Annotated in this window: 20 protein-coding genes; 13 read left to right on the top strand and 7 right to left on the bottom strand. The window is 73.1% G+C overall.

The features are described 5' to 3' along the window. Window positions 1-62: 62 nt before the first annotated feature. Complete coding sequence (locus AB0D74_RS28130) at window positions 63-1,250, top strand: damage-control phosphatase ARMT1 family protein (RefSeq protein WP_362592754.1); 1,188 nt, start codon at window positions 63-65, stop codon at window positions 1,248-1,250. On the opposite strand, the gene AB0D74_RS28125 is transcribed toward AB0D74_RS28130, so the two are convergent. Beyond that, window positions 1,222-2,487: a cytochrome P450 gene (locus AB0D74_RS28125; RefSeq protein WP_362592750.1), complete on the bottom strand. Its 1,266-nt coding sequence runs from the start codon at window positions 2,485-2,487 to the stop codon at window positions 1,222-1,224. The two genes, AB0D74_RS28130 and AB0D74_RS28125, sit on opposite strands and share 29 nt — an antisense overlap. 207 nt (window positions 2,488-2,694) lie before the next feature. Here AB0D74_RS28125 and cyc2 point away from each other — a divergent pair, with 207 nt between their 5' ends. Continuing rightward, window positions 2,695-4,857, top strand: a complete 2,163-nt coding sequence (gene cyc2 / locus AB0D74_RS28120) for a germacradienol/geosmin synthase Cyc2 (RefSeq protein WP_362592747.1) — start codon at window positions 2,695-2,697, stop codon at window positions 4,855-4,857. Window positions 4,858-4,878: 21 nt separating this feature from the next. Here the strand turns inward: cyc2 and AB0D74_RS28115 are convergent, their stop codons facing one another. After that, window positions 4,879-5,568 carry a hypothetical protein gene (locus AB0D74_RS28115; RefSeq protein ID WP_362592744.1) on the bottom strand — a complete coding sequence of 230 codons (690 nt, stop codon included), beginning with the start codon at window positions 5,566-5,568 and terminating at the stop codon, window positions 4,879-4,881. Window positions 5,569-5,609: 41 nt separating this feature from the next. Here AB0D74_RS28115 and AB0D74_RS28110 point away from each other — a divergent pair, with 41 nt between their 5' ends. Together AB0D74_RS28110 and murJ are read left to right on the top strand one after the other, a co-directional pair. Then, window positions 5,610-5,738, top strand: coding sequence for a hypothetical protein (locus AB0D74_RS28110; RefSeq protein WP_362592741.1), 129 nt, complete (start codon window positions 5,610-5,612; stop codon window positions 5,736-5,738). A gap of 152 nt (window positions 5,739-5,890) precedes the next feature. Then, complete coding sequence (murJ, locus tag AB0D74_RS28105; RefSeq protein WP_362592739.1) at window positions 5,891-7,663, top strand: murein biosynthesis integral membrane protein MurJ; 1,773 nt, start codon at window positions 5,891-5,893, stop codon at window positions 7,661-7,663. A 40-nt stretch (window positions 7,664-7,703) separates the two neighbouring features. Here murJ and AB0D74_RS28100 read toward each other — a convergent pair whose 3' ends face one another. Next, on the bottom strand, window positions 7,704-8,438 hold the full coding sequence (locus AB0D74_RS28100; RefSeq protein ID WP_362592736.1) for a hypothetical protein: 735 nt from the start codon (window positions 8,436-8,438) through the stop codon (window positions 7,704-7,706). A gap of 87 nt (window positions 8,439-8,525) precedes the next feature. Here AB0D74_RS28100 and AB0D74_RS28095 point away from each other — a divergent pair, with 87 nt between their 5' ends. From AB0D74_RS28095 to AB0D74_RS28080, 4 genes are all read left to right on the top strand, one after another. Continuing rightward, a complete protein-coding gene (locus tag AB0D74_RS28095) occupies window positions 8,526-9,410 on the top strand; it encodes a LysR family transcriptional regulator (protein ID WP_362592733.1) in 885 nt (294 codons plus the stop codon). 91 nt (window positions 9,411-9,501) lie between these two features. Beyond that, window positions 9,502-10,056 carry a PDZ domain-containing protein gene (locus AB0D74_RS28090; protein WP_362592730.1) on the top strand — a complete coding sequence of 185 codons (555 nt, stop codon included), beginning with the start codon at window positions 9,502-9,504 and terminating at the stop codon, window positions 10,054-10,056. 191 nt (window positions 10,057-10,247) lie between these two features. After that, the gene (locus AB0D74_RS28085; protein ID WP_362592727.1) at window positions 10,248-11,378 is read left to right on the top strand and encodes an aminopeptidase P family protein; all 1,131 of its coding nucleotides are present in this window, start codon (window positions 10,248-10,250) and stop codon (window positions 11,376-11,378) included. 63 nt (window positions 11,379-11,441) lie between these two features. Continuing rightward, window positions 11,442-12,398 carry an aminoglycoside phosphotransferase family protein gene (locus AB0D74_RS28080; protein ID WP_362592724.1) on the top strand — a complete coding sequence of 319 codons (957 nt, stop codon included), beginning with the start codon at window positions 11,442-11,444 and terminating at the stop codon, window positions 12,396-12,398. Window positions 12,399-12,429: 31 nt separating this feature from the next. Here AB0D74_RS28080 and treZ read toward each other — a convergent pair whose 3' ends face one another. Further along, complete coding sequence (treZ, locus tag AB0D74_RS28075) at window positions 12,430-14,175, bottom strand: malto-oligosyltrehalose trehalohydrolase (protein WP_362592721.1); 1,746 nt, start codon at window positions 14,173-14,175, stop codon at window positions 12,430-12,432. 176 nt (window positions 14,176-14,351) lie between these two features. Between treZ and AB0D74_RS28070 the strand changes: the two genes are divergently transcribed. The 3 genes from AB0D74_RS28070 to AB0D74_RS28060 all read left to right on the top strand — a co-directional run bounded on the left by AB0D74_RS28070 (window position 14,352) and on the right by AB0D74_RS28060 (window position 16,873). Continuing rightward, window positions 14,352-14,903 carry a DUF1707 and FHA domain-containing protein gene (locus AB0D74_RS28070; protein WP_362592718.1) on the top strand — a complete coding sequence of 184 codons (552 nt, stop codon included), beginning with the start codon at window positions 14,352-14,354 and terminating at the stop codon, window positions 14,901-14,903. A 204-nt stretch (window positions 14,904-15,107) separates the two neighbouring features. After that, window positions 15,108-16,460: a M14 family zinc carboxypeptidase gene (locus tag AB0D74_RS28065; protein WP_362592803.1), complete on the top strand. Its 1,353-nt coding sequence runs from the start codon at window positions 15,108-15,110 to the stop codon at window positions 16,458-16,460. Continuing rightward, window positions 16,457-16,873 carry an SSI family serine proteinase inhibitor gene (locus AB0D74_RS28060; protein WP_362592715.1) on the top strand — a complete coding sequence of 139 codons (417 nt, stop codon included), beginning with the start codon at window positions 16,457-16,459 and terminating at the stop codon, window positions 16,871-16,873. Before AB0D74_RS28065 ends, AB0D74_RS28060 begins: the two co-directional genes overlap by 4 nt. 67 nt (window positions 16,874-16,940) lie before the next feature. Here AB0D74_RS28060 and AB0D74_RS28055 read toward each other — a convergent pair whose 3' ends face one another. The 3 genes from AB0D74_RS28055 to glgX all read right to left on the bottom strand — a co-directional run bounded on the left by AB0D74_RS28055 (window position 16,941) and on the right by glgX (window position 23,151). After that, window positions 16,941-18,200 carry a M14 family zinc carboxypeptidase gene (locus AB0D74_RS28055; RefSeq protein ID WP_362592800.1) on the bottom strand — a complete coding sequence of 420 codons (1,260 nt, stop codon included), beginning with the start codon at window positions 18,198-18,200 and terminating at the stop codon, window positions 16,941-16,943. 303 nt (window positions 18,201-18,503) lie between these two features. Beyond that, on the bottom strand, window positions 18,504-20,882 hold the full coding sequence (treY, locus tag AB0D74_RS28050; protein WP_362592712.1) for a malto-oligosyltrehalose synthase: 2,379 nt from the start codon (window positions 20,880-20,882) through the stop codon (window positions 18,504-18,506). A gap of 160 nt (window positions 20,883-21,042) precedes the next feature. Beyond that, the gene (glgX, locus tag AB0D74_RS28045; protein WP_362592709.1) at window positions 21,043-23,151 is read right to left on the bottom strand and encodes a glycogen debranching protein GlgX; all 2,109 of its coding nucleotides are present in this window, start codon (window positions 23,149-23,151) and stop codon (window positions 21,043-21,045) included. A gap of 196 nt (window positions 23,152-23,347) precedes the next feature. On the opposite strand from glgX, the gene AB0D74_RS28040 reads away from it, so the two are divergent. Together AB0D74_RS28040 and AB0D74_RS28035 are read left to right on the top strand one after the other, a co-directional pair. Continuing rightward, window positions 23,348-24,163 (top strand): Tat pathway signal sequence domain protein, encoded by an 816-nt coding sequence (locus AB0D74_RS28040; RefSeq protein WP_362592706.1) that lies wholly within the window; start codon window positions 23,348-23,350, stop codon window positions 24,161-24,163. A 58-nt stretch (window positions 24,164-24,221) separates the two neighbouring features. Then, entirely contained in the window at window positions 24,222-25,562 is a 1,341-nt protein-coding gene (locus tag AB0D74_RS28035; protein ID WP_362592703.1) for a copper amine oxidase, read from the top strand.

The following is a 25,562-nucleotide window of genomic DNA, read 5'->3' as shown; positions in this document are numbered from 1 at the left end:
CCGCGTGACAGGCACCGTGCGGTGCGGCGGAGCCGCGCGGTCCGCGCGATAGCGTGACGCCCATGCCCGACTCCGCCGCACCGCCCGTGATCCTCGGGACCACCGGTCCGTTCCCGCACAGCGTGCTGGCCGAACGCCACCCCGCGATCATCCGTCAGGTGCGGGACGCCTTCCCGTACGGCCCCGAGCAGCACCACGCCCTCGACGCGCTGCTGCACAACTGCACCGAGGGCGCGATCGAACCGCTGCCCGGCGATACCCCTGGCGCTCCCGGTGCTCCCGGTGCCCCGGGCGACTGGCGTGGCTGGGGCCTGGACGCCCACGTCGGCCGGTCCTGGTTCGACGTGCCGTGGCTGTGGTCGGAGAGCTGGTTCTACCGCCGTCTCCTGGACGCCGTCGGCTACTTCGCGCCCGGACCCTGGCAGGGCATCGACCCCTTCCGCCCGTTCAAGCTCGCCGAACTCGACGCCAAGGAGACCGACGAGGAACTGGCCGCGCTGGACGGCCTCGCCGGCGACGCGGACCGGGCCCTGCTGCACGGCTCCCTGTGGGGCAACCGCGCCGACCTCGGCTTCCGGCTCTCCGCCGCCGAGTCGGGCGCGGCCGTCGACGCCCTGGTCGCCGACGACAGCGCCGCGTTGTGGCCGCTGCTCCACGGCGGCACCCTGTGCCTGGTCGCCGACAACGCGGGCCGCGAACTCGTCCCCGACCTGCTGCTGATCGCCCACCTCCTGGACACCGGCCGCGTCGCCCGCGCGGTCCTGCACGTCAAGCCCTACCCCTACTACGTCTCCGACGCCACGACCGCCGACGTGCTCGACGCCCTGCGCAGGCTCACCGCGGCCCCGGGCGCCGCCGCCGGGTACGGCCGTACCCTCTGGTCGGCGATGGCCGACGGCCGCCTCGTGGTCCGCGCCCACCCGTTCTCCTGCGCCCCGCTGCCGTACGCCGAGATGCCCGGCGACCTGCGCGCCGACTTCGCCTCGGCGGCGCTGACGATCTTCAAGGGCGACCTCAACTACCGCCGTCTGGTGGGTGACCGGCTCTGGCCGCCGACCACCCCCTTCGCCGACGTCACCGCCTGGTTCCCGGGTCCGGTGGCGGCGCTGCGCACCCTCAAGTCCGATGTGATCACCGGGCTCTCCGCGGACACCGAGGCCGCCCTGGACGGGGCCGAGGGGGAGCGCTGGCGCACGGCCGGCACCCATGCCCTGATCCAGGTCAACCCAGGTGCATCGGCAGCGACTTGAGCCCGTTGATGAAGTTCGACACGAGCCGTTCGGCGGGACCCGCGGGCCGGAGGACGGCCGGTGCCTGCGCGTAGAGCGTGCGCAGCTGGAGCCGGGCGAAGTGGGCGCCCAGGCAGACGTGCGGCCCGTCCCCGAAGGAGACGTGCGGGTTCGGCGCCCGGGTGAGGTCGAGACGGTCGGGCCCGGCGAAGGCCCGCTCGTCCCGGTTGGCCGAGGCGTGCAGGACGACCACCTTGTCGCCCTTCCTGATCTGCCGCCCGCCCAGCTCGGTGTCCCGTGCGGCGGTACGGCGGAAGGTCAGCACCGGCGGGTGCCAGCGCAGCAACTCGTCGACCGCACCGTCCGGTCCGGCCTTCCCTGCGCGCAACAGGCGGTACGACTGCGGGTGTTCGGCCAGTGCCAGCAGTCCGCCGGGGGCGGCCGAGCGCACCGTGTCGTTGCCTGCGACGGTCAGCAGGAAGAAGAACATCTCCAGTTCGCCGTCGGCGAGTTCCGGGTCGTGGGCGAGGGCCGTCATGACGTCGTCGGCCGGGTTCCGGCGCTTGTGCGCGGCGAGTTGCCGGGCGTACCCGAACATGTCCCCGAGCATCGCGGGCGACCGTGGATTCACCGGCCTGCCCTCGCCGTCGAGCGTCCCGGGGCCGGCCTCGTCCGGGTCCTGGTAGCCGATCACCCGCTGCGTCCAGTGCAGCAGCAGCCCCCGGTCGCTCTCCGGGACGCCCAGCAGATCGGCGAGGTTGAGCAGCGCGTACTCGTCGGTGACGGCGGCGACCAGGTCCACCGTGCCGTCCCCCGCGCGGGCCTTCTCCAGGGCCCGGGTGAACAGCGCCCGGGCCCGCTCCCGTACCACCGCCTCGAACCGCTCGGTCCGCCCCGGGGTGAAGGCCCGGCTCACCGTCCGCCGCAGCCGGCCGTGGTGCGGCGGATCCTGGTTGAGCATCATGCGCCGGATGAACGGCAGGTCCTCCGGGTCCGGATCCCGGATCTGGGTCGCGCCCAGCCACGACGAGTACGTCCCCGGGTCCTTGAGCACCCGCACCACGTCCGCGTGCCGTGCCACCGCCCAGAACCCCGGCCCGGCCGGCCACCCCAGCACCTCGGGCTCCTCCTGCCAGGCCACCGGGTGGTGGTCGCGCAGGACGCGGTAGTCGGCGTACGGCACGGCGACCGCGTACCGGCGCGGATCGAACACATCGGGGACGGGCGGGGCTTCACCGGCATCGGCAGAGGCGGTCATGCGACCACGGTGGCCCGTGCGGCGGGGCCCGGCAAGACGGGCCCCAGCAGGGACGCAGCGGGTCCGCGGTCCGCGGGGGCGCTCCGGGACGCCGCCGCGGGAGCCCTGGCCGCCCGGAGTTCCCGGATTCGGCCCCGGTTCACGCGATGGTGTGATCATGTGCCGCGCGCCGGATGGCCATCGAGGCGCGCGGGTAGGGCCCCGGCCATGACGCAGCCGTTCGAACTCCCGCACTTCTACATGCCGTATCCCGCGCGGCTCAACCCGCACCTGGAGGAGGCCCGGGCCCATTCCACCGAGTGGGCCCGCGAGATGGGCATGCTGGAGGGTTCCGGCATCTGGACCCAGGCCGACCTGGAGGCACACGACTACGGCCTGCTGTGCGGCTACACCCACCCCGACTGCGACGGCCCCGCCCTCTCGCTGATCACCGACTGGTACGTGTGGGTGTTCTTCTTCGACGACCACTTCCTCGACATGTACAAGCGAACCCAGGACCGCGCCGCCGGCAAGGCCCACCTCGACCGGCTCCCGCTGTTCATGCCGCTCGACCCGGCGACGCCCGTGCCGGAGCCGCAGAACCCGGTCGAGGCGGGCCTCGCCGACCTGTGGGCGCGCACCGTGCCGTCGATGTCGGTCGACTGGCGGCGGCGCTTCTCGGTCGCCACCGAGCACCTGCTGAACGAGTCGATGTGGGAGCTGTCCAACATCAACGAGGGGCGGATCGCCAACCCCGTCGAGTACATCGAGATGCGCCGCAAGGTCGGCGGCGCCCCGTGGTCGGCGGGGCTGGTGGAGTACGCGACGGCCGAGGTGCCCGCCGTCGTCTCCGGCACACGGCCGCTCAGGGTGCTCATGGAGACCTTCGCCGACGCCGTCCACCTGCGCAACGACCTGTTCTCCTACCAGCGAGAGGTGGAGGACGAGGGCGAGAACAGCAACGGCGTGCTGGTCCTGGAGACCTTCTTCGACTGCACCACCCAGGAGGCCGCCGACGCGGTCAACGACATCCTCACCTCCCGCCTCCACCAGTTCGAGCACACCGCCCTCACCGAAGTCCCGGCCCTCGCCGCCGAGAAGGGCCTCACCCCCGGCGAGGCCGCCGCGATCGCCGCCTACACCAAGGGGCTTCAGGACTGGCAGTCGGGCGGCCACGAATGGCACCTGCGCTCCAGCCGCTACATGAACAAGGGCGCCGTCCCGTCCTCGCCCTGGCAGCAGCTCACCGGCCCCGGCACCTCCGCCGCCGACGTCGGGGCCTTACTGGCCGCGGCTGCCGCGGAGCGCCTGCGCGCCTACTCCCATGTGCCCTTCCAGCAGGTCGGCCCCTCCCTCCTGCCCGACTTCCACATGCCGTACGAGGTCGAGCTCAGCCCGCATCTCGACGCCGCCCGGCCCCGGCTGGCCGCCTGGATGCACGGCACCGGCATGCTGTCCGAGGGCGTCTGGGACGAGGACCGGCTGACCGCCTCCGACCTCGTGCTCTGCGCCGCGGGGCTCGACCCCGACGCCACCCCCGAGGAACTCGACCTGAGCGCCCGGTGGCTGGCCTGGGGCACCTACGCCGACGACTACTACCCCCTCTGCTTCGGCGCCCGCCGCGACCTGGCCGGCGCCCGGCTCGCCACCGCCCGACTGTCGGCGTGCATGCCCCTCGCCGACGAACCCGTGCCGGTGCCGGCCACCGGCATGGAACGCGGCCTGCTCGACCTGTGGGCCCGCACCACCGCCGGGATGGGCGCGGAGGACCGGATCGCTCTCCGGCAGTCCGTCGACCGGATGACCGAGAGCTGGCTCTGGGAGATGTCCAACCAGCTCCAGCACCGCATCCCCGACCCGGTCGACTACCTGGAGATGCGCCGGTCCACCTTCGGCTCGGACCTCACCCTGAGCCTGGCCCGCCGCGGCCACGGCCCCGCGATCCCGCCGGAGGTGTACCGCAGCGGCCCGGTGCGCTCCCTGGAGAACGCCGCCATCGACTACGGCATGCTCGTCAACGACGTCTTCTCCTACCAGAAGGAGATCCAGTACGAGGGCGAGCTGCACAACGCCGTCCTCGTCGTGCAGAACTTCTTCGGCGTCGACTACCCGACCGCGCTCCATGTCGTGCACGACCTGACGACCCAGCGGATGCAGCAGTTCGAACACGTCGTCGCGAGCGAACTCCCCGTCGTGTACGACGATTTCGAGCTGTCCGCCGAGGCGCGCGAAGCCATGGAGGGCTACGTCCGCGACCTGCAGAACTGGATGGCCGGCATCCTCAACTGGCACCAGCGCGTCGACCGCTACCGGCCCGACCACCTCGCCCGCCGGACCCACGGCTTCGTCCCGGACCGCCCCCCGCTCGCCCCGGTACTCCCGGTCGGCTGACGGCGCCCGCCGCACGGGTCCCTACCGGAGGGAGGCGTGCAGACCCCGGGCCCGCTCGGCCTGCGCCAGGTCGCCCAGCCGCTCGAACTCCCCGGCCAGCCGGAGCAGCGGCGCCGGATCGAGGTCCTTTCTGCTGCCGGGCCGCAGCAGCAGGCTCTGGTCCAGGTATATGGCGTCCAGCCGCCGGATCAGCGCCACCCGGGCGAGTTCGGTCATCCCCTGCTCGGCCGCCAGCCGGGCCCAGGTCGACAGCGGCTGGTCGGCCGGGTCGCCGGGCACCTCGTGCCGTACCGACTCCCACAGGGGCGGCCGGGGGTGCGGGTCCAGCAGGTCGTAGGCGCAGCCCTCGTCCGCGTTGAGCAGGAGGAAGTCGGGCTCGGTGCGCAGCAGAGCCGTGTGCAGCATGCCGAGCAGGTCGACGGGGGATCGGTCGGGCAGGCCCAGGGCGGCCCGGAGTTCGGCGCGCTCCTCGTCGATGCCGTGGTACTCGCGGATCTCGTCCTCGATCTCGGCCACGCGCGCGAGGATCGCCGCCTCGCCGTCCGCCGGAGTCAGGCTCACGTGGTCCCGCCAGCCCGGCAGGCCGATCACGACTTCCAGCGCCTCGTCGACGGACGACCCTATGATCCCGGCCGAGCCCTCGGAGTCGGCGTACAGCAACGAGCCGTCCGCGCACACGAAGTACGTGCCGCCGGTGTCGCAGCCCGCCACCGCGTCCAGCGAGCCACCGGAGGCGAGCCGACCGGTTCGACGTGGCCGTCGCCGGCACGGTCCAGGTCGAAGTTGAAGGGAAACGCCGCCAGTTCGGCCAGGCGGCGGTGCTGCCGGAGCAGCCGCAGGCAGTCATCGGTCATGTCACAGAACGTAACAGCCCCCACTGACAACGGCGTCCGACGACGACGGGGAACGGGGAACGGGCCGATCGGAGTCGCGGTACGCCGACCGCAACGTCCCTTGGACCACGGCGAGTTGGCGCGCCGGTAGGGTGGCGTGTCCGTCCTGGTCGGCGGGGATACGGAGCGATGGATCACGTATGAACGGTGACGGTGACGGCAGCCGCGCGGTCGCTTCGGAGCCCGGGCCGCGGGGTCGCGCCCGGCAGGCCGCGCCGGACGGGGGCGACCGCGACGTCGAGACGCTCCGGATCCGCCGGGTGTCCGGCTCCGTCGCGGGCGCGAACTCCCTCATGAAGTCCAGCGCCCTGATGGCGGCCGGAACCCTGGTCTCACGCCTGACCGGCTTTCTGCGCACCCTGGTCATGGGGGCGGCGCTCGGTGTGGGAACGCTCAACGACACCTACCAGGTGGCCAACACGCTCCCCACCATGATCTACGTGCTGGTCGGCGGCGGCGCCCTCAACGCGGTCTTCATCCCGCAGCTGGTGCGGTCGATGAAGGAGGACTCCGACGGAGGTGCCGCATACGCCAACCGTCTCATCACCCTGGTCGTCACGTTCCTCGGCTCCGCGACCCTGGTATGTGTCGTCGCGGCGCCGGAGTTCATCCGCGTCATGTCGCCCTCGATGGCCACGCACCCCGACCAGATGCGGGTCGCGGTCGCCTTCGCCCGCTACTGCCTGCCCACGATGTTCTTCATGGGGATTCACGTGGTGATGGGTCAGATCCTGAACGCGCGGGAGCGGTTCGGCGCCATGATGTGGACGCCCGTCCTGAACAACATCCTGATCATCGCCGCCTTCGGGGCGTTTGCCTGGGTTTTCGGTACGGCCTCCCGCTCGGGAATCTCGGCATCGACGATCACACCGCAGGGAATACGGCTCCTCGGTCTCGGCACGCTTCTGGGGCTGGCGGTTCAGGCCCTGGCCATGGTCCCGTACCTGCGCGACTCGGGATTCCGGATCCGCCTCCGCTTCGACTGGCGCGGCCATGGCCTCGGGAAGGCTCTCGGCCTGGCGAAGTGGACCTTCCTGTTCGTGCTCGTCAACCAGGCCGGCATGGTCGTCGTGACGCGTCTTGCCACCGCCGCCGGTGCGACCGCGGAGAAGGCCGGACACCCCGGCACCGGCATCACCGCGTACAACTACGCGCTCCTCCTCTGGCAGATGCCGCAGGCCATCATCACCGTCTCCGTGATGACAGCCGTTCTTCCCCGCATCGCCCGCGCCGCCGCCGACGGCGACCACGCAGCGGTCCGGGACGACATCTCCCGGGGACTGCGCACTTCGGCGGTCGCTATCGTTCCCTGTGCTTTCGCGTTTCTCGCTCTCGGAGTGCCTCTGATCCAGCTGCTCTACGCCGGAGCCGGTGAGGAAGGCGCCCGCAACATCGGCTTCGTGCTGATGGCCTTCGCCCTGGGGCTGATCCCGTACTCGGTGCAGTACGTGGTGCTGCGCGGGTTCTACGCCTACGAAGACACCCGGACGCCGTTCTTCAACACCCTCGTCGTGGCGCTCGTGAACGCCGCCGGATCCTTCGCGGCCTATCTGCTGCTTCCCGCGCGGTGGGCCGTGACCGGCATGGCCCTCTCCTACGGCCTGGCCTACGTCATCGGTGTCGGCGTCGCCTGGAGACGGCTGCGCGGCCGGCTCGGCGGCGACCTCGACGGCGGGCGGGTCCTGCGCACCTACGCCCGTCTCATCGGGGCCGCCCTTCCCGCGTCCCTGGCGGCCGGATGGGTCGCCGCCCGGCTGATGACAGTGATGCACACCCCGGCCGTCGCCGCGCTCACGGCACTCGCCGCGGGAGCGGCCGTACTGATCGCTCTGTTCGTCCTTCTCGCACGCCTGATGCGCATCGACGAAGTCGACGCCATGGTGCACATGGTGCGGGCACGCCTCGGCCGCTGAACAACACGGCGGCCGGGAGCCGGACGGCGGGGCCCCGGCCTCACACCGACGCGCGAACCCGCTCGTCGGCATGCGCGACGGCCGCCCGGGCCAGTGCCCGGATCACCGGATGCGGGTGCGAGCCGTCGCCCGACAGCTCCGGCTGGAAGAGCGTGGCCAGGAAGAAGGGGTGGCCGGGCAGTTCGGCGACGCGGACATGGCCGTCCTCGTCGTGGCCCGAGAGCCGCAGCCCGTGGGCGCGCAGGGTGTCGAGGTGGCGGGAGGGGCCGTACGAGCAGAAGTAGCGCTCGACCGTGCGCCCGGAGCCGATCGCCGACTCGGCCAGGGTGCCCGGCTCGACGCGCACCGCGGCCTCGTGACCGACCAGGGAGCAGGCCAGCGGCTCGATCAGGAGGTCCTCGGCGTCGGGGTCGTTCTCGGCGTGCGCCACCCGGGTCAGGCCGCAGACGTCGCGGGCGTACTCCAGGAGCGCGTGCTGGAAACCCCCGCAGGTGCCCAGGAACGGGATGCCCTCCTCGCGGGCGGTCCGGATCGCCCGCAGGACGCCCGCCTCGCTGCGGTACGGGCTGCCCGGCAGCACCCACACCGCGTCGAAGCCGCGCACCGCGTCCGCGTCCTCGGCGTCCTCGGAGGGGATCCAGTAGGCGTCGAGGACCAGCCGGTCGCGCCGGGCCAGGGCGTCCAGGAGGAGCGGGATCCGGGTGTGCGACACGACGTTGGGGGAGCGGTCCCCGACCAGGGCGAGCGTGGCGGTCCGAGCTGCGGAGTTCGTCATGGATCCATCCTCGGCGCGCGCTCCGGTTCACGTCCAACGATGATCGGTGTACTCCTGATAAGCATCACTGATGCGATCCTGGGTGACATGGATCCGCACCTCCTGCGCACGTATGTCGCCGTGGCCCGCCTGGCCTCCTTCTCGGAGGCCGCGCGCGAGCTGGGCTACACCCAGTCCGCGGTCTCCCAGCACATCGCCGCCCTCGAACAGGACCTCGGCGCCGCGCTGCTCACCCGCCGCCCGGTGACCCCGACGGCGGCCGGTGAACGGCTGCTCGAACACGCCGCCCCGCTGCTGCTGCGCCTGGAGGCGGCCCGCGCGGACGTCGTACGGATGGCCGCCGCACCCGAGCCCGGCCTGACCCTCGCCGCCACGCCGACCGCCCTCGGCCCCGCCGTCCTCGCCGCGCTCCCCGCGGCCGGCGTCACCCTGCGCGTCCTGCCCCGTGACGGGATCCCGGCCGCGGTGGCCACCGGCACCGCCGACCTGGGCCTCCTCGACGGGCTCGCCGCCCCCAGCGACCCCCTGCGGGTGCCCGACGTGGCGCCCCTGACCGCGCACGGCGCCGGCGAGGAACCCGTCGCCGTCCTGCTCCCCGCCGGACACCCGCTCGCCCGCCGTCCCGGCCTGCGCCTCGCGGACCTCGCCGACGCCCGCTGGCTCGACGCCCCCGACGCGGCCCCGCCGCTGAGCCAGTTGCGCACCGCGACCGGCGGCGGTGCCTTCCGCCCGGCCCTGCGCTACGACGGCTCCGACGTCCGCACCCTCACCGCCCTGACCGCCGCGGGACACGGCCTCACCCTGCTGCCCCTGCGCACGGCCACCGGCGTCCCCGGCACGGTCGCCGTCCCCGTCACCGCACCGCGCCTCGTCCACCGGGTGGAACTGGTGTACGGCGGGACCCTCGCAGGGGCGGCAGCGGACCTGCTGGCGAGCCTTCTCGACGGTGCCCAGAGCGCAGGTCGGACCTGAGGCTTCCCGCTCCTGACCGGGGGTCAGTCTCACTCGTTCGTGTCTCGTCGCGCCCGCGTGCGCCGGGTAGGGCTCGGGGTGGAGGCGAACCATGGAACAGACCGCATTGCGTCCCAAACCGATCCCCGGTCAGGAGCGCGGGGACAGCCCCCCACCCGACCCGGCCCACCGCCCGCACGCCGCGCGCCGACGCGGCCGTCGGATCAGGACCCTGCTGTTCGGCCTCTGTGCCGGCACCCTCCTGGTGTTGTCCGGGGTCGGCATCGGCACGGTCGGCGCCACGGTGATCGGCATGAGCAGACTGGCCGAACTACGGCACCGGACCCCGCCGGCCACCCCGCGCCCCGCACCCCCGGCCACCCCCACCCCCTCGCCGACGGCCGCCGCGACCCTGGGCGTGGAGGCCGTGGACGCCGACAAGGTGGGCGCGCTGGTGGTGGGCGTCCACGTGCCGGGCCCTGGCTACACCGCGGGGCTGGTGCGCGGCGACGTCCTGCTCCAGCTCGGCGCCCGACGGATCGACAGCGCCGCCGACCTGGTCCGAGCGGTGACCGACGCCCGCCCGGGGAAGGAAGCCAGACTCACCGTGCGCCACGCGAGCGGGGGCTACCAGCAGCTGACGGTGGTGCCGGGCGTCGTCATCTGAGAACACCTGCACGGACGCGCCCCAAAGGGGCGCGGGGAACTGCGCGACCAGCCACGACTCACCCGCACCGGCAACGCAACCGCAACCCGCGACGGCGGCTCTGCCCAAACCGGCTCGCGCGGCCCCGCCGCACCCGGCAGGATGCATGCGGAGGCCCGTACCGCCCCGCCACCCGCGCAAGGAGGCCCTGGATGACCGGCACCACCCCCGCCGCCCCCTTCACCGCCGCCGACTACAGGTCCCGCATGACGCGCGCGGCGCACACCGCCGCGGACGCCGGCCTCGCGGGCCTCCTGATCGCCCCCGGCCCCGACATGGTGTGGCTCACCGGCTACACCCCCACCGCGGTCACCGAACGACTCACCCTCCTCGTCCTGGCCCCCGGCAGGGACCCCGTGCTGGTCGTCCCCACCCTGGAGGCCCCCGACGCCGCGAAGTCGGCCGCCGCGGACGTCCTGACGCTGCGGGACTGGACCGACGGCACGGACCCCTACACCGTCACCGCCGGCCTGCTCGCGAAGGGCGGCCGGTTCGGTATCAGCGACAACGCCTGGGCCATGCACCTGCTGGGCCTGCAGAAGACACTCCCCGACACGTCCTACGCCTCCCTCACCGACGCACTGCCCATGCTCCGCGCCGTGAAGGACGCGGCCGAGCTGGAACTCCTCGCCGCCGCCGGAGCGGCTGCGGATTCGACGTTCGAGGAGATCCGCAAGGTTCCCTTCGCCGGCCGCCGCGAGTCCGACGTGGGCCACGACCTCGCCGACCTGCTGCGCCGCTTCGGCCACGACCAGGTCGACTTCACCATCGTCGGCTCGGGACCCAACGGCGCCAACCCGCACCACGAGGTCGGCGACCGGGTCATCCAGGACGGCGACATGGTCGTCCTCGACTTCGGCGGCCTCAAGGACGGCTACGGCTCCGACACCACCCGCACCGTGCACGTCGGCCCGCCCACCGCCGAGGAGCGCGAGGTGCACGACATCGTGCGCGCCGCCCAGGAGGCGGGTTTCCGGGCCGTCCGCGCCGGCGCCGCCTGCCAGAAGGTCGACCGGGCCGCCCGCGCGGTCATCGCCGACGCCGGGTACGGCGAGTTCTTCATCCACCGCACCGGCCACGGCATCGGCGTCACCACGCACGAGCCGCCGTACATGATCGAGGGCGAGGAACAGCCGCTCGTGCCCGGGATGTGCTTCTCCGTGGAGCCCGGCATCTACCTGCCCGGCCGCTTCGGGGTGCGCATCGAGGACATCGTCACGGTGACCGAGGACGGCGGCCGTCGTTTCAACAACACCACCCGCGAGATGGTCGTCGTGGGCTGACCGACCCGGCCCCGGCACCCACCACTCGCCCCTACCCCATCCCGAACGGCAACGGCGCGATCCATGACCCAGGCACCGACTCCCACCGCGGACACCGTCCGCCGACTGGTCCGTTCGCTGCTCAAGGAGGGCGCGGACGGCGCCGCGGGCCCCGACGTGCGGCCCGTCGCGCAGGGCGGTGAACACTCCGCCTGGTGGGTCGGCACCCGGCATGTGCTGCGCCTCGCCCCCGACCGGGACGCCTCCGTCCGCCAGCGCCGCGAACTGCGCCTGCGCGACCTGATGCGACCGCACCTGCCGGTCGCGGTCCCGGCCGGCGTGGCGCACGGCGAGTGGGCGCCGGGGCTGACATACACCCTGGACACCGTGATCGCCGGGGGGACGGCCGAGGAGCACGACGTCTCCGCGGTCGGCGAGGCGGACCTGGCCGGGCTGCTCACCGGGCTGCGCGAGGTGCCGGTACGGCAGGCCGAGACGCTCGGTGTGCCGCGCACCCCGCCGCGTTCCCTGGAGGCGCTGCGCCGGATGGCCGTGCCCGCCGCCGAACGCCTGGCCGCCGCCGACGAGTTCGACCCCGCCCGGCTGCTCCAGCTCACCCCGCCGGGCGCCGCCCAGCTCGCCGCCCAGCCCGGCACCGCCGTGCTGGCCCACCACGACCTCAAGGGCGAGCACCTCGTGGTCAGCGCCGACGGCAGGGTGCGCGGCGTCCTCGACTGGACCGACGCGGCGGTCGGCGACCCCGCCGAGGACATCGCCGGGCTCGCCCTCGCGGTCGGCTCCGGCGCTGCCGTCCGCGCGGCGACCCTCGCCGGTTACGGCGCCCGCCCGTGTCTGCGCGGCCTGTGGCTGGCCCGCTGCGACACCGTCATCCGTCTCACCGACCGCCTCGAAGGCCGCGACGCCAGCTCCCTGCCGCTGTTGCGCACCCAGCTCCGGCGCGCCTGGGAGGCGATCCTGCTGGAGCGGGTGACGGAGCTGCGCGAGGACACCGACGACCCCGAGGACGACGAGGAGCTGTAGCGGGCGGGATCAGGCCGGGCTCAGGCCGGGCTCAGGCCTGGGTCAGCACCACGCACGACTCGCCCGGCACCCGCAGCACCCCGTCCGGGTCCGGTGCCGTCACGCTGTCCCAGGCGGCCAGGACCTCCACCCGCCCGGTGCCGAGCGGGATCACGGCCGGCTCCTTGCCCGCGTTCACCGCGACCCGTACGTCCCCGCGCCGGAACGCCAGCCAGCGGGCCGCCTCGTCGTACGCCACCTTGGTGTCGGCGAGATCGGGATCCGTGAGGTCCGGCTGTTCGCGGCGCAGCGCCAGCAGGCGGCGGTACCAGGCCAGTACGCGCGCGTGCGGCTCGCGTTCCGGCTCCGACCAGTCCAGGCAGGACCGGTCCCGGGTCGCCGGGTCCTGCGGGTCGGGCACGTCCTCCGCGGCCCACCCGTGCGCCGCGAACTCCCGCCGCCTGCCGCGCCGTACGGCCTCCGCGAGGTCCGGGTCCGTGTGGTCGGTGAAGAACTGCCAGGGGGTGCCGGCCGCCCACTCCTCGCCCATGAACAGCATCGGCGTGAAGGGCGCGGTCAGGCTCAGCGTCGCCGCGCAGGCCAGCAGGCCGGGGGAGAGGGCCGCCGAGAGCCGGTCGCCCTGGGCGCGGTTGCCGACCTGGTCGTGGGTCTGGGTGTAGCCGAGCAGCCGGTGCCCGGCCACCCGCGCCCGGTCCAGCGGACGGCCGTGCCGGCGGCCACGGAAGCTGGAGTACGTGCCGTCGTGGAAGTAGCCCCCGGTGAGCGTCTTGGCGAGGGCGGCGAACGGGGCACGGCCGAAGTCGGCGTAGTAGCCCTGGGACTCGCCGGTCAGCGCGGTGTGCAGGGCGTGGTGGAAGTCGTCGTTCCACTGCGCGTCCAGGCCGAACCCGTGCTCCGCGCGCGGGGTGATGACCCGCGGGTCGTTCAGGTCGGACTCGCCGACGAGGAACAGCGGGCGGCCCGACTCGGCCGCCAGGGCGGCCACGGCCGCCGACAGCTCCTCCAGGAAGTGGCACGCGCGCGTGTCCCGCAACGTGTGCACCGCGTCCAGGCGCAGCCCGTCGATCCGGTAGTCCCGCAGCCAGGCCAGCGCGCTGCCCAGCAGATACGCGCGCACCTCGTCCGAGCCGGGCGCGTCCAGGTTCACGGCGGAGCCCCAGGGCGTCTGGTGCGTCTCCGTGAAGTACGGCCCGAACGCGGGCAGGTAGTTGCCGGACGGGCCGAGGTGGTTGTGCACGACGTCCAGGACGACGCCCAGGCCGAGTTCGTGGGCCCGGTCGACGAAGCGTTTCAGCGACTCGGGGCCGCCGTACGGCTCGTGCACCGCCCACAGCGAGACGCCCTCGTACCCCCAGCCGTGCCGGCCGGGGAACGGGCAGAGCGGCATCAACTCCACGTGGGTGACGCCCAGTTCCACCAGGTGGTCCAGCCGGGCGGCGGCGGCGTCCAGGGTGCCCTCGGGGGTGTACGTGCCCACGTGCAGCTCGTAGAGCACCGCGCCGGGCAGCGCGCGCCCCGGCCAGGCGGCACGCCACTCGTGGCGTTCGTGGTCGACCACCGCGCTGAGCCCGTCGGGGCCGTCCGGCTGGCGGCGCGAGCGCGGGTCCGGCAGTACGGGGCCGTCGTCCAGGGCGAACCCGTACCGGGTGCCGTCCTCGGCGTCCGCCTCCCCGGTCCACCAGCCGGACCGCTCCGGGTCGTGCTCCAACGCGCGCGTGGCGCCGTCGCAATGGAGCGTCACACGGTCTGCCTGCGGTGCCCACACCTCGAACTGCACGGACGGTCCCCTTCGTCTGGCTCCTCGTGAGGTAGTACGTCCATCGTGCCGTGAAAAGAGATCAATCCGCTTTGAATCCCGGCTTTGCGGGACGGGTGTCGCCGTACGTACGCGCGCGTGACGGCCGTTTTCCCGTTTTCTGGACACCCGGGGTTCACTGACCCAGAATCGGCAGCGTGACGTCGTCCTTCGAGTTCCACACGTACCCCGCGCGGCTGTCCGACGCGGAGCGCGACAAGGCGCTGAGCGTGCTGCGTGACGGCGTCGCCATGGGACGGCTGTCGCACGACACGTTCGTGCGCCGCATGGAGCTGGCGCTGGCCGCCCGCCGCGCCGACGAACTCGCCGCGCTCACCGCCGACCTGCCTCAGGAGAACCGCTTCGCGCGCGTGCTCTTCGGCACGGTCGAGGCCGTCTCCGGCTTCACCGTGCGGCTGCGCCGGGCCTGGCAGGCCGAGCGGCTGCCCAAGCTGCTGCTGCCGCACCCGGGCCACGGCCACCCGCTGCGCATCGGCCGCGACCCCGCCAACGGACTGCGGCTCAACCACGAGACGGTCTCCCGGGTGCACGCCGAACTCCGCCACCAGGGCGGCCTGTGGGTCCTCAGGGACCTCGGCTCCACCAACGGCACGACCGTGAACGGCCGCCGGGTGACCGGCGCCGCCGTCGTCCGCGAGGGCGACCAGGTCGCGTTCGGCCGGATGGCCTTCCGGCTCGCGAGCGACTGAGCCGCGGGCCGAGCCAGAGGCCGGGTCAGGGGCCGAGCCACGGGCCGAGCCCCGCGCCGGTCCGCCGTCACCTGGACGCCTTCCGTGCGATGGCCGAAAAGTGTTTGTCCGTCGCGGTGTTGACGTACCTCCCGAGTCGTGACTGACTGTGCGTACACCATGCACACGATGTGAACCGACGGCGCCGCTCAGTGGAGGTGTGACCTGCCGCCCCTCCTCCGTTACCCGTCCGTCGACGAGCTCGCCTCGCGGGCGGCCGTGCTGGCCGCCGACCGCCCCCGGGACGTCCGGCTGCGCAGGGCCGGGACCTCCCGCGCGGGCACCCCGATGTGGCTGCTTTCCATCGGTCACGGCTCCCGGCACGTCCTCGTCGTCGCAGGCCCGCACGCCAACGAACCCGTCGGCGGCGCCACCGTGCTCCGCCTCGCCGACCGCGTTCTCGCCGACCGGAGGCTGACCGAGGACGCCGACGCCACCTGGAACCTGCTGCTGTGCCTGGACCCCGACGGCTCGCGGCGCAACGAGGGCTGGCTGGCCGGGCCGTACACCCTGGGCCACTACTTCCGGAACTTCTTCCGGCCCGGCTTCCTGGAGCAGCCGGAGTGGCTGCCCGACGGGGCCGCCGCCGCCGCGCTGCCCGAGACCCGGGCCCTGCTCGACCTCCAGGACGAGCTGCGGCCCTTCCTCCAGTGCTCGCTGCACGGCGTCGACGTCGGCGGCGGCTTCGTCGAGCTGACCCGCGAGCTGCCCGGCCTCGACCGGCGCCTCGCGCACACCGCGACCCGGCTCGGTATCCCCCGCGAACTCGGCGCCTACGACACCCTGTACTGGCCCACCCTGGGGCCGGCCGTCTACCGCGTCCCGCCGCCCCGCCGGGGCGACCTGGCCGCCGCCATCACCGAGGCCGCCGTCGAGTCCACCTGGTTCCACCCGTACCGGCACGGCACCGTCACCGCCATCGTCGAGGCGCCCATGTGGGGCGTGGCCGCCGTCCAGGACGGCACACCGCCCGCCGACCGGGACGCGGCGCTGCGCTCCGTCAGCCGGACGCTGCGGCGCGACACGGAGCTCCTGGACGGCGTCCTGGCCCGGGTCAGGACGCAGCTGTCCGCGGCGCCGGACGCGGCCCGGCTGCTCGCGCCCGTCGACGACTACCTGCTGGTCTGCCCGGGCCTCGCCGACGCCTGGGACCCCGGCACGGACGCCGGCAGCGCCCGCCCGCTGCCGCCGCTCAGCTCCGCCCACCTGGCCGCCCTGCGCATCGCCGGGCGCCGGCTGGCCCTGCGCACCGCCGGGATGCTGCACCAGCTCCTGCGCAGCACCGGCCGCGACCCGGCCGCCGCCCTGCCCGACCTGGACCGGCTGATCGACACCTGGTGCGCGGACTACCACGACGCCCTCGGCGCCCGCTGGATCCCGGTCGCGCGCCAGGCCGAGTACCAGACACGGATCGTCCTGAGCGCCTTCGAACTGGCGCACCGCCACGCGCGCGGGCTTGCCCGATCGGGTGAGTCGGGCTGGGGTACCGAGCCCGTCGTGCCGATGCACGGGGAATGACACATCTCAGCAAAGCGACAGCGGCCGGCGGTGCCCTGCTGGCCCTGGCCGCCCTTCTCGCCGCCGGCCCCGCCCAGGCCGCGCCGGGCGTGGCGCACGGCGGCGACTACCTGTACCTGACCGTCACCAAGGGGGAGGACCAGTCCGGCGACACGCGCGGCGCCGTCCTGCTGTGCGACCCGCCCCAGGGGTACTCCCGCGCGGCCGAGGCCTGTGCCGAACTCGCCGGCACGGACGGTGACGTCGCGCGCATCACCCCGGCCAAGGACGCCATGTGCCCGATGGTCTACGCCCCGGTGACCGCCCAGGCGCGCGGCCAGTGGAACGGCAGGCCGATCGAGTACCGCGAGACGTTCTCGAACTCCTGCCAGATGGCGGCCCGGACGGGTCCGGTCTTCGCCCTCGACGACTGAGCCCCGGGGCGGCGTGCGGCCCCCGGCGCCGGAGCCGGACCGCACGCCGCCTGTTCACGCCGCCTGTTCATGCCGCCTGCTCGCGCGCGTGCTGCGCGGCGGCCAGCACCGTCCGGGACTGGTGCTCCACCTGGCGCTCCAACGGCACCCAGCGGGCCCTGAAACGCTCGCCGTAGGCCTCGCACCAGGCGGCCACCAGCTCCTCCAGCCGCGGCGCCGCGCGGTCGTCCGCCTCCCGCAGCACCCGCAGCAGCATCGACGCCGCCCGCAACGGCAGCCGCCGTCCGAAGGCGTCCACGCTGCCCACGTACGCCATCGTGGTGTCGACCGGCGGGCGCTGGATCCAGTCCTCGGCGAGGCCGGGGATCAGCCCCAGCGCCCAGCGGGCGGCCCGCAGCAGCGGCCCGTCCAGGCCGCCCAGGCCCTCCAGCCGGGGCAGCGCATCGGCCAGCACCCGCTCCACCTCCCGCGAGTCCCGCAGCAGCCGCCGCGCCAGTCGCCGCATCGCCGCGGCGGGCGCCGGGTGCGGCGCCGGGTCGTCGACCAGGTCGCTCGCCCACATCGGCACCTCGACCACCGCCGTGAGTCCGCCGTACCGGTGCGCGTGGTACCAGGTGCTGTGCCGTGCGTCGTCCGGCATGCTCGGGTACGCCACCCCCGTCTCGGGACCCGGCATCACCCGCACCCCGGGCCCGGAGTGCGGCCAGCCCGCGGCGTCCGAGGCGCCCGTCTCCACCGGGATGTGCAGCTCCGCCGCGGACTTGGCGAACGGTTCGGCGAGCCCCGGCACGTCCCTCGTCAGCTGCACCCAGCTGCCGCCCAGGTCGGTGCCGTGCAGGGTGACCTGGAGGTAGGGGCGCAGTTCGTCGATCACCCCGAGCAGGGCCCGGGTCTCGGGCGGCAGCCGGTCGGGCGGCAGCACCGACGGCGACCACTCCGGCTGCTCCGGGCCGGCCGGCCGGTAGAAGCCGAGGTGGTAGTCGAACAGGCTGCGCGGGGCCGGGGTGACGTGCAGGCTCGCCCCGTCCGGGTCCGCGCAGAGCAGGAAGTGCCAGGAGTTCTCCGCCCGCAGCTCCCGCTCGTGCAGCACCCGTTCGGCCAGCGCCTGGAGGGTGCCGCCCCCGGTCGGTTCGTTGGCGTGGGCACCCGCGACCACCAGGACCGCCCGCCGGGCGTGTCCGACGGAGAGCAGGTGCAGCGGTCTGCCCGCGCGGGAGACGCCGATCTGCCGCAACGTGCACAGGCCGGGCCGGTGCGCGGCCAGCGCCCGGGCGGTGGCTTCGAGTTCGGGAACACTGGGGTAACGCAGCTCCGGCAGGAGACTCACCCCCGACTTGTCCGCCCGGCTTCGCATTCCCCAGTCCCGCACGGCATAGGTGAACTGTCAAGAACCTCCCGGGGGAGGCTCCAGGGGGCGCCCAGAGGCATGTGTCGTCGGCCGGTGGGGCTCGTCGGCGCCGACAGGGGTGCGAAGCCACTACGGGGCGCGGAACGGCTCCGCGCGCCGATAACCGACGCGGCGGGCGCCCGGCAAGTTTCAGCAAACCGACGGATCAGCCACATATTCACTCGTACGAGTGAATTCCGGCGCATGTTCCCGGCAGCTCCAGCCAGCTCCAGCCGGCTTTGGTCAGCTCCCGTCACCCCCGACACCCCCGTCACCCCCGTCACCCACCCGCTCCAGCAGCGCCACCGGCAGCCCGTCGAAAAGCTCGTCCACGCGCGCGTGCCCTGTGAATTCCCGCACCGGCGCCAGCACGTCGGCCCACCGGCCGGGCGGCAGTGGCAGGACCGTGTCCCGCCAGCCGCCCGCGGCGGCCAGCCGCAGTGACAGCCGGGTGACCGCCGTGACCACCTCCCCGGAGCGTGCGAACGCCAGGCAGTGCGCCGCGGCCGGCCCGTCGGCGGTCAGCGGTGCGTACGTCGCCGTGTCACCGAAGACCCCGGGGCGCCGCGCCCGCAGCCGCAGCGCCGCCACCGTCACCGCGTCCTTCTCGCCCGGGTGCGCCGGCGGGAAGGAGACCGGCCGCCGGTTGTCCGGGTCCACCAGCGCCCGGTACTCGCCCTCCGTGCCCTGGTAGACGTCCGGCACCCCCGGCATCGTCAGATGGACCAGGGCCGTGCCCAGCACGTTCGCCCGGACGTGCGGCTCCAGCGAGGCCCGGAAGGCCGCCACGCGCTCTCCTGGCGGCCCGCACGGCCCCGCCGCGACGAACGAGACCACCGCCTCCTCGTACGGCGGCTCCTGCTCCGTCCAGCTCGTGTACAGGCCCGCCTCCCGCACGTGCTTCACCAGCGCCCCCCGGACCCGCTCCGGATCCGCCGGGCCGAGCCCGAACACCGTCTGCCAGGCCGCCCAGGCCAGCTGCGCGTCCGGCGCGCCCTCCCCGTCCCGGGTCACCTCGGCCAGCACGTCCGCCCAGCGCTCCGGGGCCTCCGTCAGCACCGCCAGCGCGGCCCGCACGTCGGCGCTGCGCTTGGTGTCGTGCGTCGTCACCACCGTCCCGGTCAGCGGCCAGTCGCGCTGCACGCGCGCGCAGTACGCGTGGAAGGCGCCGGGCGAGACGCCCGGGTCGCCCGGGTCGCCGCCCACCTCGGTCGCCGACAGCAACGGCACATAGCGGTAGAACGCCGTGTCCTCCACGGACTTGGCCCGCAGCGCCGACGCGGTCTGCGCGAACCGCGTCCGGAACTCCGCGCGCCCCGGTCCGTCCCCCGTCAGGAGCAGCTCGCGCACCACGTCCACGGCCCCGCCCTCGGCGGGCACCACGAAGGCCCGCCGGGCCTCCTCGGCGGCCTCCTCGGTGACCACGGCGGCCACGTCACCGGAGGCGTACGGCCGGTACACCCGCAGCCGCACCAGCAGCTCCTGCAGCGCGGTGCGCAGCGCCCAGGGCGCCCGGTCGCGCAGGGCGGGATCCTGCGACGCCGCGCACACGCGCGTGGCCACCCGTGTCAGGCGGTCCGTCTCGGCCGCCAGCTCATGCGTGATCACCTTGTACGCCGCCCGCCGCACCGTGGCCGCCCAGTCGCCGCCCCGGTCCGTCTGCGGGGCCGCGAACCTCCGGTACTGCCCGAGCAGTTCACCGGCGCCCGCGGGATCCGTGAACACGCCGTCCACGTGCCGCAGGGCGTCGTACCCGGTGGTCCCCGCGACCGGCCAGCCGGCCGGCAGGTGCTCGCCGTCGGCCAGGATCTTCTCCACGACCGTCCAGCGCCCGCCGGTGGCCTCGTGCAGCCGCGCGAGATAGCCGTCGGGGTCGGCGAGGCCGTCGGGATGGTCGACGCGCAGCCCGTCCAGCACGCCCTCGCGCAGCAGCTGGAGGATCTTGCCGTGGGTGGCCTCGAACACCTCCGGGTCCTCCACCCGCACCCCGATCAGCTCCGAGATGCTGAAGAACCGCCGGTAGTTCAGCTCGGTGCGGGCCAGCCGCCACCACACCGGGCGGTACCACTGGGCGTCCAGCAGCTCCGGCAACGGCAGGTCCGCGGTGCCGTCGCGGAGCGGGAAGGCGTGCTCGTGGTAGCGCAGCACGTCCCCGTCGACCACCAGCTGCCCGAGCACCTCGCCGACCGGGCCGCCCAGCACCGGCACCAGCAGCTGCCCGCCCTGCGCCTCCCAGTCGACGTCGAACCAGCGCGCGTACGGCGACTTCGGGCCCTCCCGGAGCACCTCCCACAGGGCGTGGTTGTGGCGCGGGGACATCGCCATGTGGTTCGGCACGATGTCGGCGACGAGGCCGAGGCCGTGCGCCCCGGCGGTGCGGGCGAGTGCGCGGAGCCCGTCCTCGCCGCCGAGCTCCTCGCGCACGCGCGCGGGGTCGACGACGTCGTAGCCGTGCGTGGAGCCCGGGACGGCCTCCAGGACGGGGGAGAGGTGGAGGTGGGAGACACCGAGCGAGGCGAGATACGGCACGGCGGCTTCGGCGGCCGAGAAGGGAAAGCCGGGCTGGAGCTGGAGTCGGTAGGTGGCCGTGGGCGTGGTGGAGGCGATTCGCTCAGCTGTCATGGAGACCTCGTACCCGCCCCGTCGGCTTGTCTGTCGCCGGGTACGGCAGAGCGCCCCATAGGGGCGCTGGGGGTACCCCCGGCCGAAGGCTGGGGGAGGAACTGCGCGACCAGCCCCCACCGGCCCGCACCCGCACAACAGCCCATCGGGGAACCCATGCCTACGCCGGCCGCTTCAGAACGGTCAGGCTCCGGCCCACCAGCGTCAGGCGTTCGCCCCCGACCACCTTCACCCCAGGAGGCACCGGCTCCGCCTGCGCGGTGTCGACCACCACCTCCCACTGCCGGCCGTGGTTCACCGGCACCACGAAGTCCAGCGGGTCCGGCGACGCGTTGAACATCAGCAGGAACGAGTCGTCGGCGATCCGCTGCCCCCGCGTGTCCGGTTCCGAGATCGCGTTGCCGTTGAGGAAGACCGTGAGGGCCGACGCGGGGGCCGAGTCCCAGTCGCGCTGGGCCATCTCGTGGCCCTCCGGGGTGAACCAGGCGATGTCGGAGAGCTCGTCGTGGGTGCCCTCAACCGGCCGGCCGTGGAAGAAGCGCCGGCGCCGGAAGACCGGGTGCTCCTTGCGCAGCCGCGCCATCGCGCGCGTGAAGGCCAGCAGCTCGCTGTCGTCCCCGGGAGCCGGCCAGTCCACCCAGGACACCTCGTTGTCCTGGCAGTACGCGTTGTTGTTGCCCTGCTGGGTGCGCGCGAACTCGTCGCCGTGGCCGAGCATCGGCACGCCCTGGGACAGCATCAGCGTCGCGACGAAGTTCCGCATCTGCCGCTCGCGCAGTTCGAGGATCGCGGGGTCGTCGGTGTGGCCCTCGACCCCGCAGTTCCAGGACCGGTTGTGGCTCTCGCCGTCCCGGTTGTCCTCGCCGTTGGCCTGGTTGTGCTTGTCGTTGTACGAGACGAGGTCGTGCAGGGTGAAGCCGTCGTGGCAGGTGACGAAGTTGATGGAGGCCAGCGGGCGGCGGCCGTCGTCCTGGTAGAGGTCGGAGGAGCCGGTGAGGCGGGAGGCGAACTCGGCCAGCGCGCGGGGCTCGCCCCGCCACAGGTCGCGCACCGTGTCGCGGTACTTGCCGTTCCACTCGGTCCACAGCGGCGGGAAGTTGCCCACCTGGTAGCCGCCCTCGCCGACGTCCCAGGGCTCGGCGATCAGCTTCACCTGGGAGACGACCGGGTCCTGCTGCACCAGGTCGAAGAACGACGAAAGCCGGTCCACCTCGTGGAACTGCCTGGCCAGGGTCGCCGCGAGGTCGAAGCGGAACCCGTCGACGTGCATCTCGGTGACCCAGTACCGCAGCGAGTCCATGATCATCTGGAGGACGTGCGGGGACCGCATCAGCAGCGAGTTGCCGGTGCCGGTGGTGTCCATGTAGTAGCGCGGGTCGTCCGTCAGGCGGTAGTACGACGGGTTGTCCAGACCGCGGAAGGACAGGGTCGGGCCCAGGTGGTTGCCCTCGGCGGTGTGGTTGTAGACCACGTCGAGGATCACCTCGATGCCGGCCTCGTGCAGCGCCCGCACCGCCGACTTGAACTCCAGGACCTGCTGGCCGCGGTCGCCCCAGGAGGCGTACGCGTTGTGCGGGGAGAAGAAGCCGATGGTGTTGTAGCCCCAGTAGTTGTTCAGGTCCATGTCGACCAGCCGGTGGTCGTTCACGAACTGGTGGACCGGCATCAGCTCCAGGGCCGTGACGCCGAGCGCCGTCAGATGCTCGATGACGGCCGGGTGGGCCAGGCCCGCGTAGGTGCCGCGCAGCTCCTCCGGCAGGCCCGGGTGGCGCATGGTGAGGCCTTTCACATGGGCCTCGTAGATCACGGTGTGGTGGTACTCGGTGCGCGGCCGGCGGTCGTCGCCCCAGTCGAAGTACGGGTTGATCACCACCGACGTCATGGTGTGCGGCGCCGAGTCCAGGTCGTTGCGCTTGTCGGGGTCGCCGAAGTGGTAGCCGTACACCTCCTCGCCCCAGCGCACCGATCCGCTGACCGCCTTCGCGTACGGGTCGAGCAGCAGCTTCGCCGAGTTGCAGCGCTGCCCGCGCCCGGGGTCGTACGGGCCGTGCACCCGGAAGCCGTACCGCTGCCCGGGCATCACGCCCGGCAGGTAGGCGTGCCGTACGAAGGCGTCGCTCTCCCGCAGTTCCACCGCCGTCTCGGAGCCGTCGTCGTGCAGCAGACACAGCTCCACTCGGTCCGCGGCCTCCGTGAAGACCGCGAAGTTGGTCCCGGCGCCGTCATAGGTGGCGCCGAGCGGATATGCCTCTCCAGGCCAGACCTGCATGAAGTCGACTCTTCCAGGTGGGTCCCGCGCCCGGGGGCGCCTTGGTCATGAGTCTGCCCGAAAGTAATGGAACCCCATGTGACTTACACCCCTCTTACCCGGCGACCAGTGCACACAGCGACCCATGTGGCGAAGTGTGCCGAACCAGTGGGGCATACACGTACTCCCTGTGACCAAGGTGGAGTAGGGGGAAGATGTGCGCAAGATAGTGCACCGCCATCTGGGCAAGGTGGTGGCCGGTGCGGGACTGGCGGTGGCGGGGACCGCCGTGATGGTCGGGATCACCCTGCCGGGCACGGCAGGGGCGAACGAGTCGGGAGGGAGCGACGGGACCGGCGCGGTCGCCGGGCAGCAGGCGGGCCAGGGACAGGACGCCGTCAAGCCGGGCGTGGTGGAACAGGCGCCGGCCGAGGGGAAGAAGGGCACGGGCAGCGACCCGCTGACCGACGACGAGACCAAGCGCGTCGAACAACTCGCCCTGTCCCAGCAGATGTTCAGCGCAGGGGAGAACGTCGAGGGCCGGCGCGGCCCGGAGCGGATCAGCGTCGATCTGGCCGAGCCGAACGCGAACGAACTGGACAGTTCGAACGCGCCGCGCCGCGCGGACGTGACGTTCTACGACTACCGGGACGACACCCTCGTCACCCGGACGGTCAACCTGGACACCGGCAAGGTCGAGCAGACCACCAGCCGCACGGGCGTCCAGCCGCCGCTCAGCCACGACGAGAACGTCGAGGCGCTCAAGCTGCTGATCGCCGACCCGCTCGGCGCCGGCCTGAAGGCGGACTTCAAGGACGCCACCGGCAGCGCGCTGACCGACCCGGAGCAGCAGCTGCTGCTCAACAGCGCGGTCTACCGCGCCACTCCGGGCGCCCAGCCGGCCGCACTCGACAAGTGCGGCGAACACCGCTGCGTGCGGCTCTTCCCCAAGGTGAAGAACGGGCCGTGGATCGACGCCAGGTCGCTCATCGTCGACCTGAGCGCGCGCAAGGTCGTGAAGCTCGACAGCTGAGCCGGACCCTCCGTTCACCTCTCCACTCCGCATCTCCCGTACCAGGAGTCACTTCGTCATGCACGTGAACCTGCGCGCGAGCACGCGCGCGCCCAGAATCAGCCGTGCCCGCAGGACGGCCGCCGTCGGCCTGTCCACGGTCGCGCTGGCCGCCGGCGCCACCACCGCGGCCGGACCCGCCGTCGCCCAGTCCAAGCAGGCCGCCGCGCCCGCCGCCGACTGCTCCGCCGCCTACCGCATCGAGCAGAAGCTCTCCACCGGCACCACCTGGCGGATGTGCTGGCGCTACGACAGCAAGGCCGGACTGGTCCTGGAACACATCTCCTACCAGCCCAAGGGCGAGTCCGCCCCCATCAAGGTGCTCTCCAGCGCCCGCCTCGCCCAGATCGACGTCCCCTACGACGACGGCAGCGTCGAGTACGACGACCTGACCGGCTTCGGCTTCGCCCAGGGCCTGGTGCCGCTCGCCTCGGCCGAGTGCCCCGGCGGCACCATCAAGACCGTCAAGGTCCCCGACGCCTGGGACCCGGCCCACCCGAACGTCAACGGCCTGTGCACCACCACCCGTTCGCGCGGCCACGCGTACCGGATGCAGGCCGACACCGGCAACCGGGTGTACCAGCAGCAGGGCAAGGACCTGCTGATCTACACCGTCAACAAGGTCGGCTGGTACGAGTACATGACCGAGTGGCGGTTCCAGGACGACGGCACCATCAACATGAACGTCGGTGCCACCGGCAGCCTTTCGCCGAACGACTACGACGCAGGCGACGGCCGCGGCTGGCCGATCGGCAAGGGCGCGCACGCCTACGCCACCAGCCACGCGCACAACGTCTTCTGGAAGCTCGACTTCGACCTCGACGGCTCGTCGAAGAGCCGCATCGAACAGTACGACTCGAAGGTCAGTGCCCCCGCGCGCGGTCAGGAAGCCCCCACCAACAAGACCACCCGCACCGACGTCACCAAGGAACTCGCCGGTGACGCCCAGAACATGCGCTGGTGGCGAGTGGTCAGCACGGCCGGCAAGAACAAGGACGGGCACGCGCGGTCCTACGAGATCGCCCGGGGCGCCAGCAGCAAGTACCCGGGCCACCCGTTCACTTCGCACGACGTCTACTTCACCCAGTACGACAAGTGCGAGCAGTTCGCCAGCAACAACCCCGGCTGCGCGACCGGACACCCCAAGACCGTCGACAAGTTCGTCAACGGGCAGACCCTCACCAACCCCGTGGTCTGGGTGAACGTCGGCTTCCACCACATCGCGCGCGACGAGGACCAGCAGCCGATGCCGGTCCACTGGCAGGGCTTCTCCATCGCCCCGCGGGACGTCACCGCTATGAATCCGCTCACTCCGGCCGCCCTTGCTGATCAGAACGGACAGCCCGGAAACGGTAGTTGA

It is taken from the genome of Streptomyces sp. NPDC048278, assembly GCF_040652195.1.
Classification (GTDB): domain Bacteria; phylum Actinomycetota; class Actinomycetes; order Streptomycetales; family Streptomycetaceae; genus Streptomyces.
The sequence above is the reverse complement of the archived record's forward strand: the minus strand, read 5'-3'. Positions and strand labels throughout refer to the sequence as shown.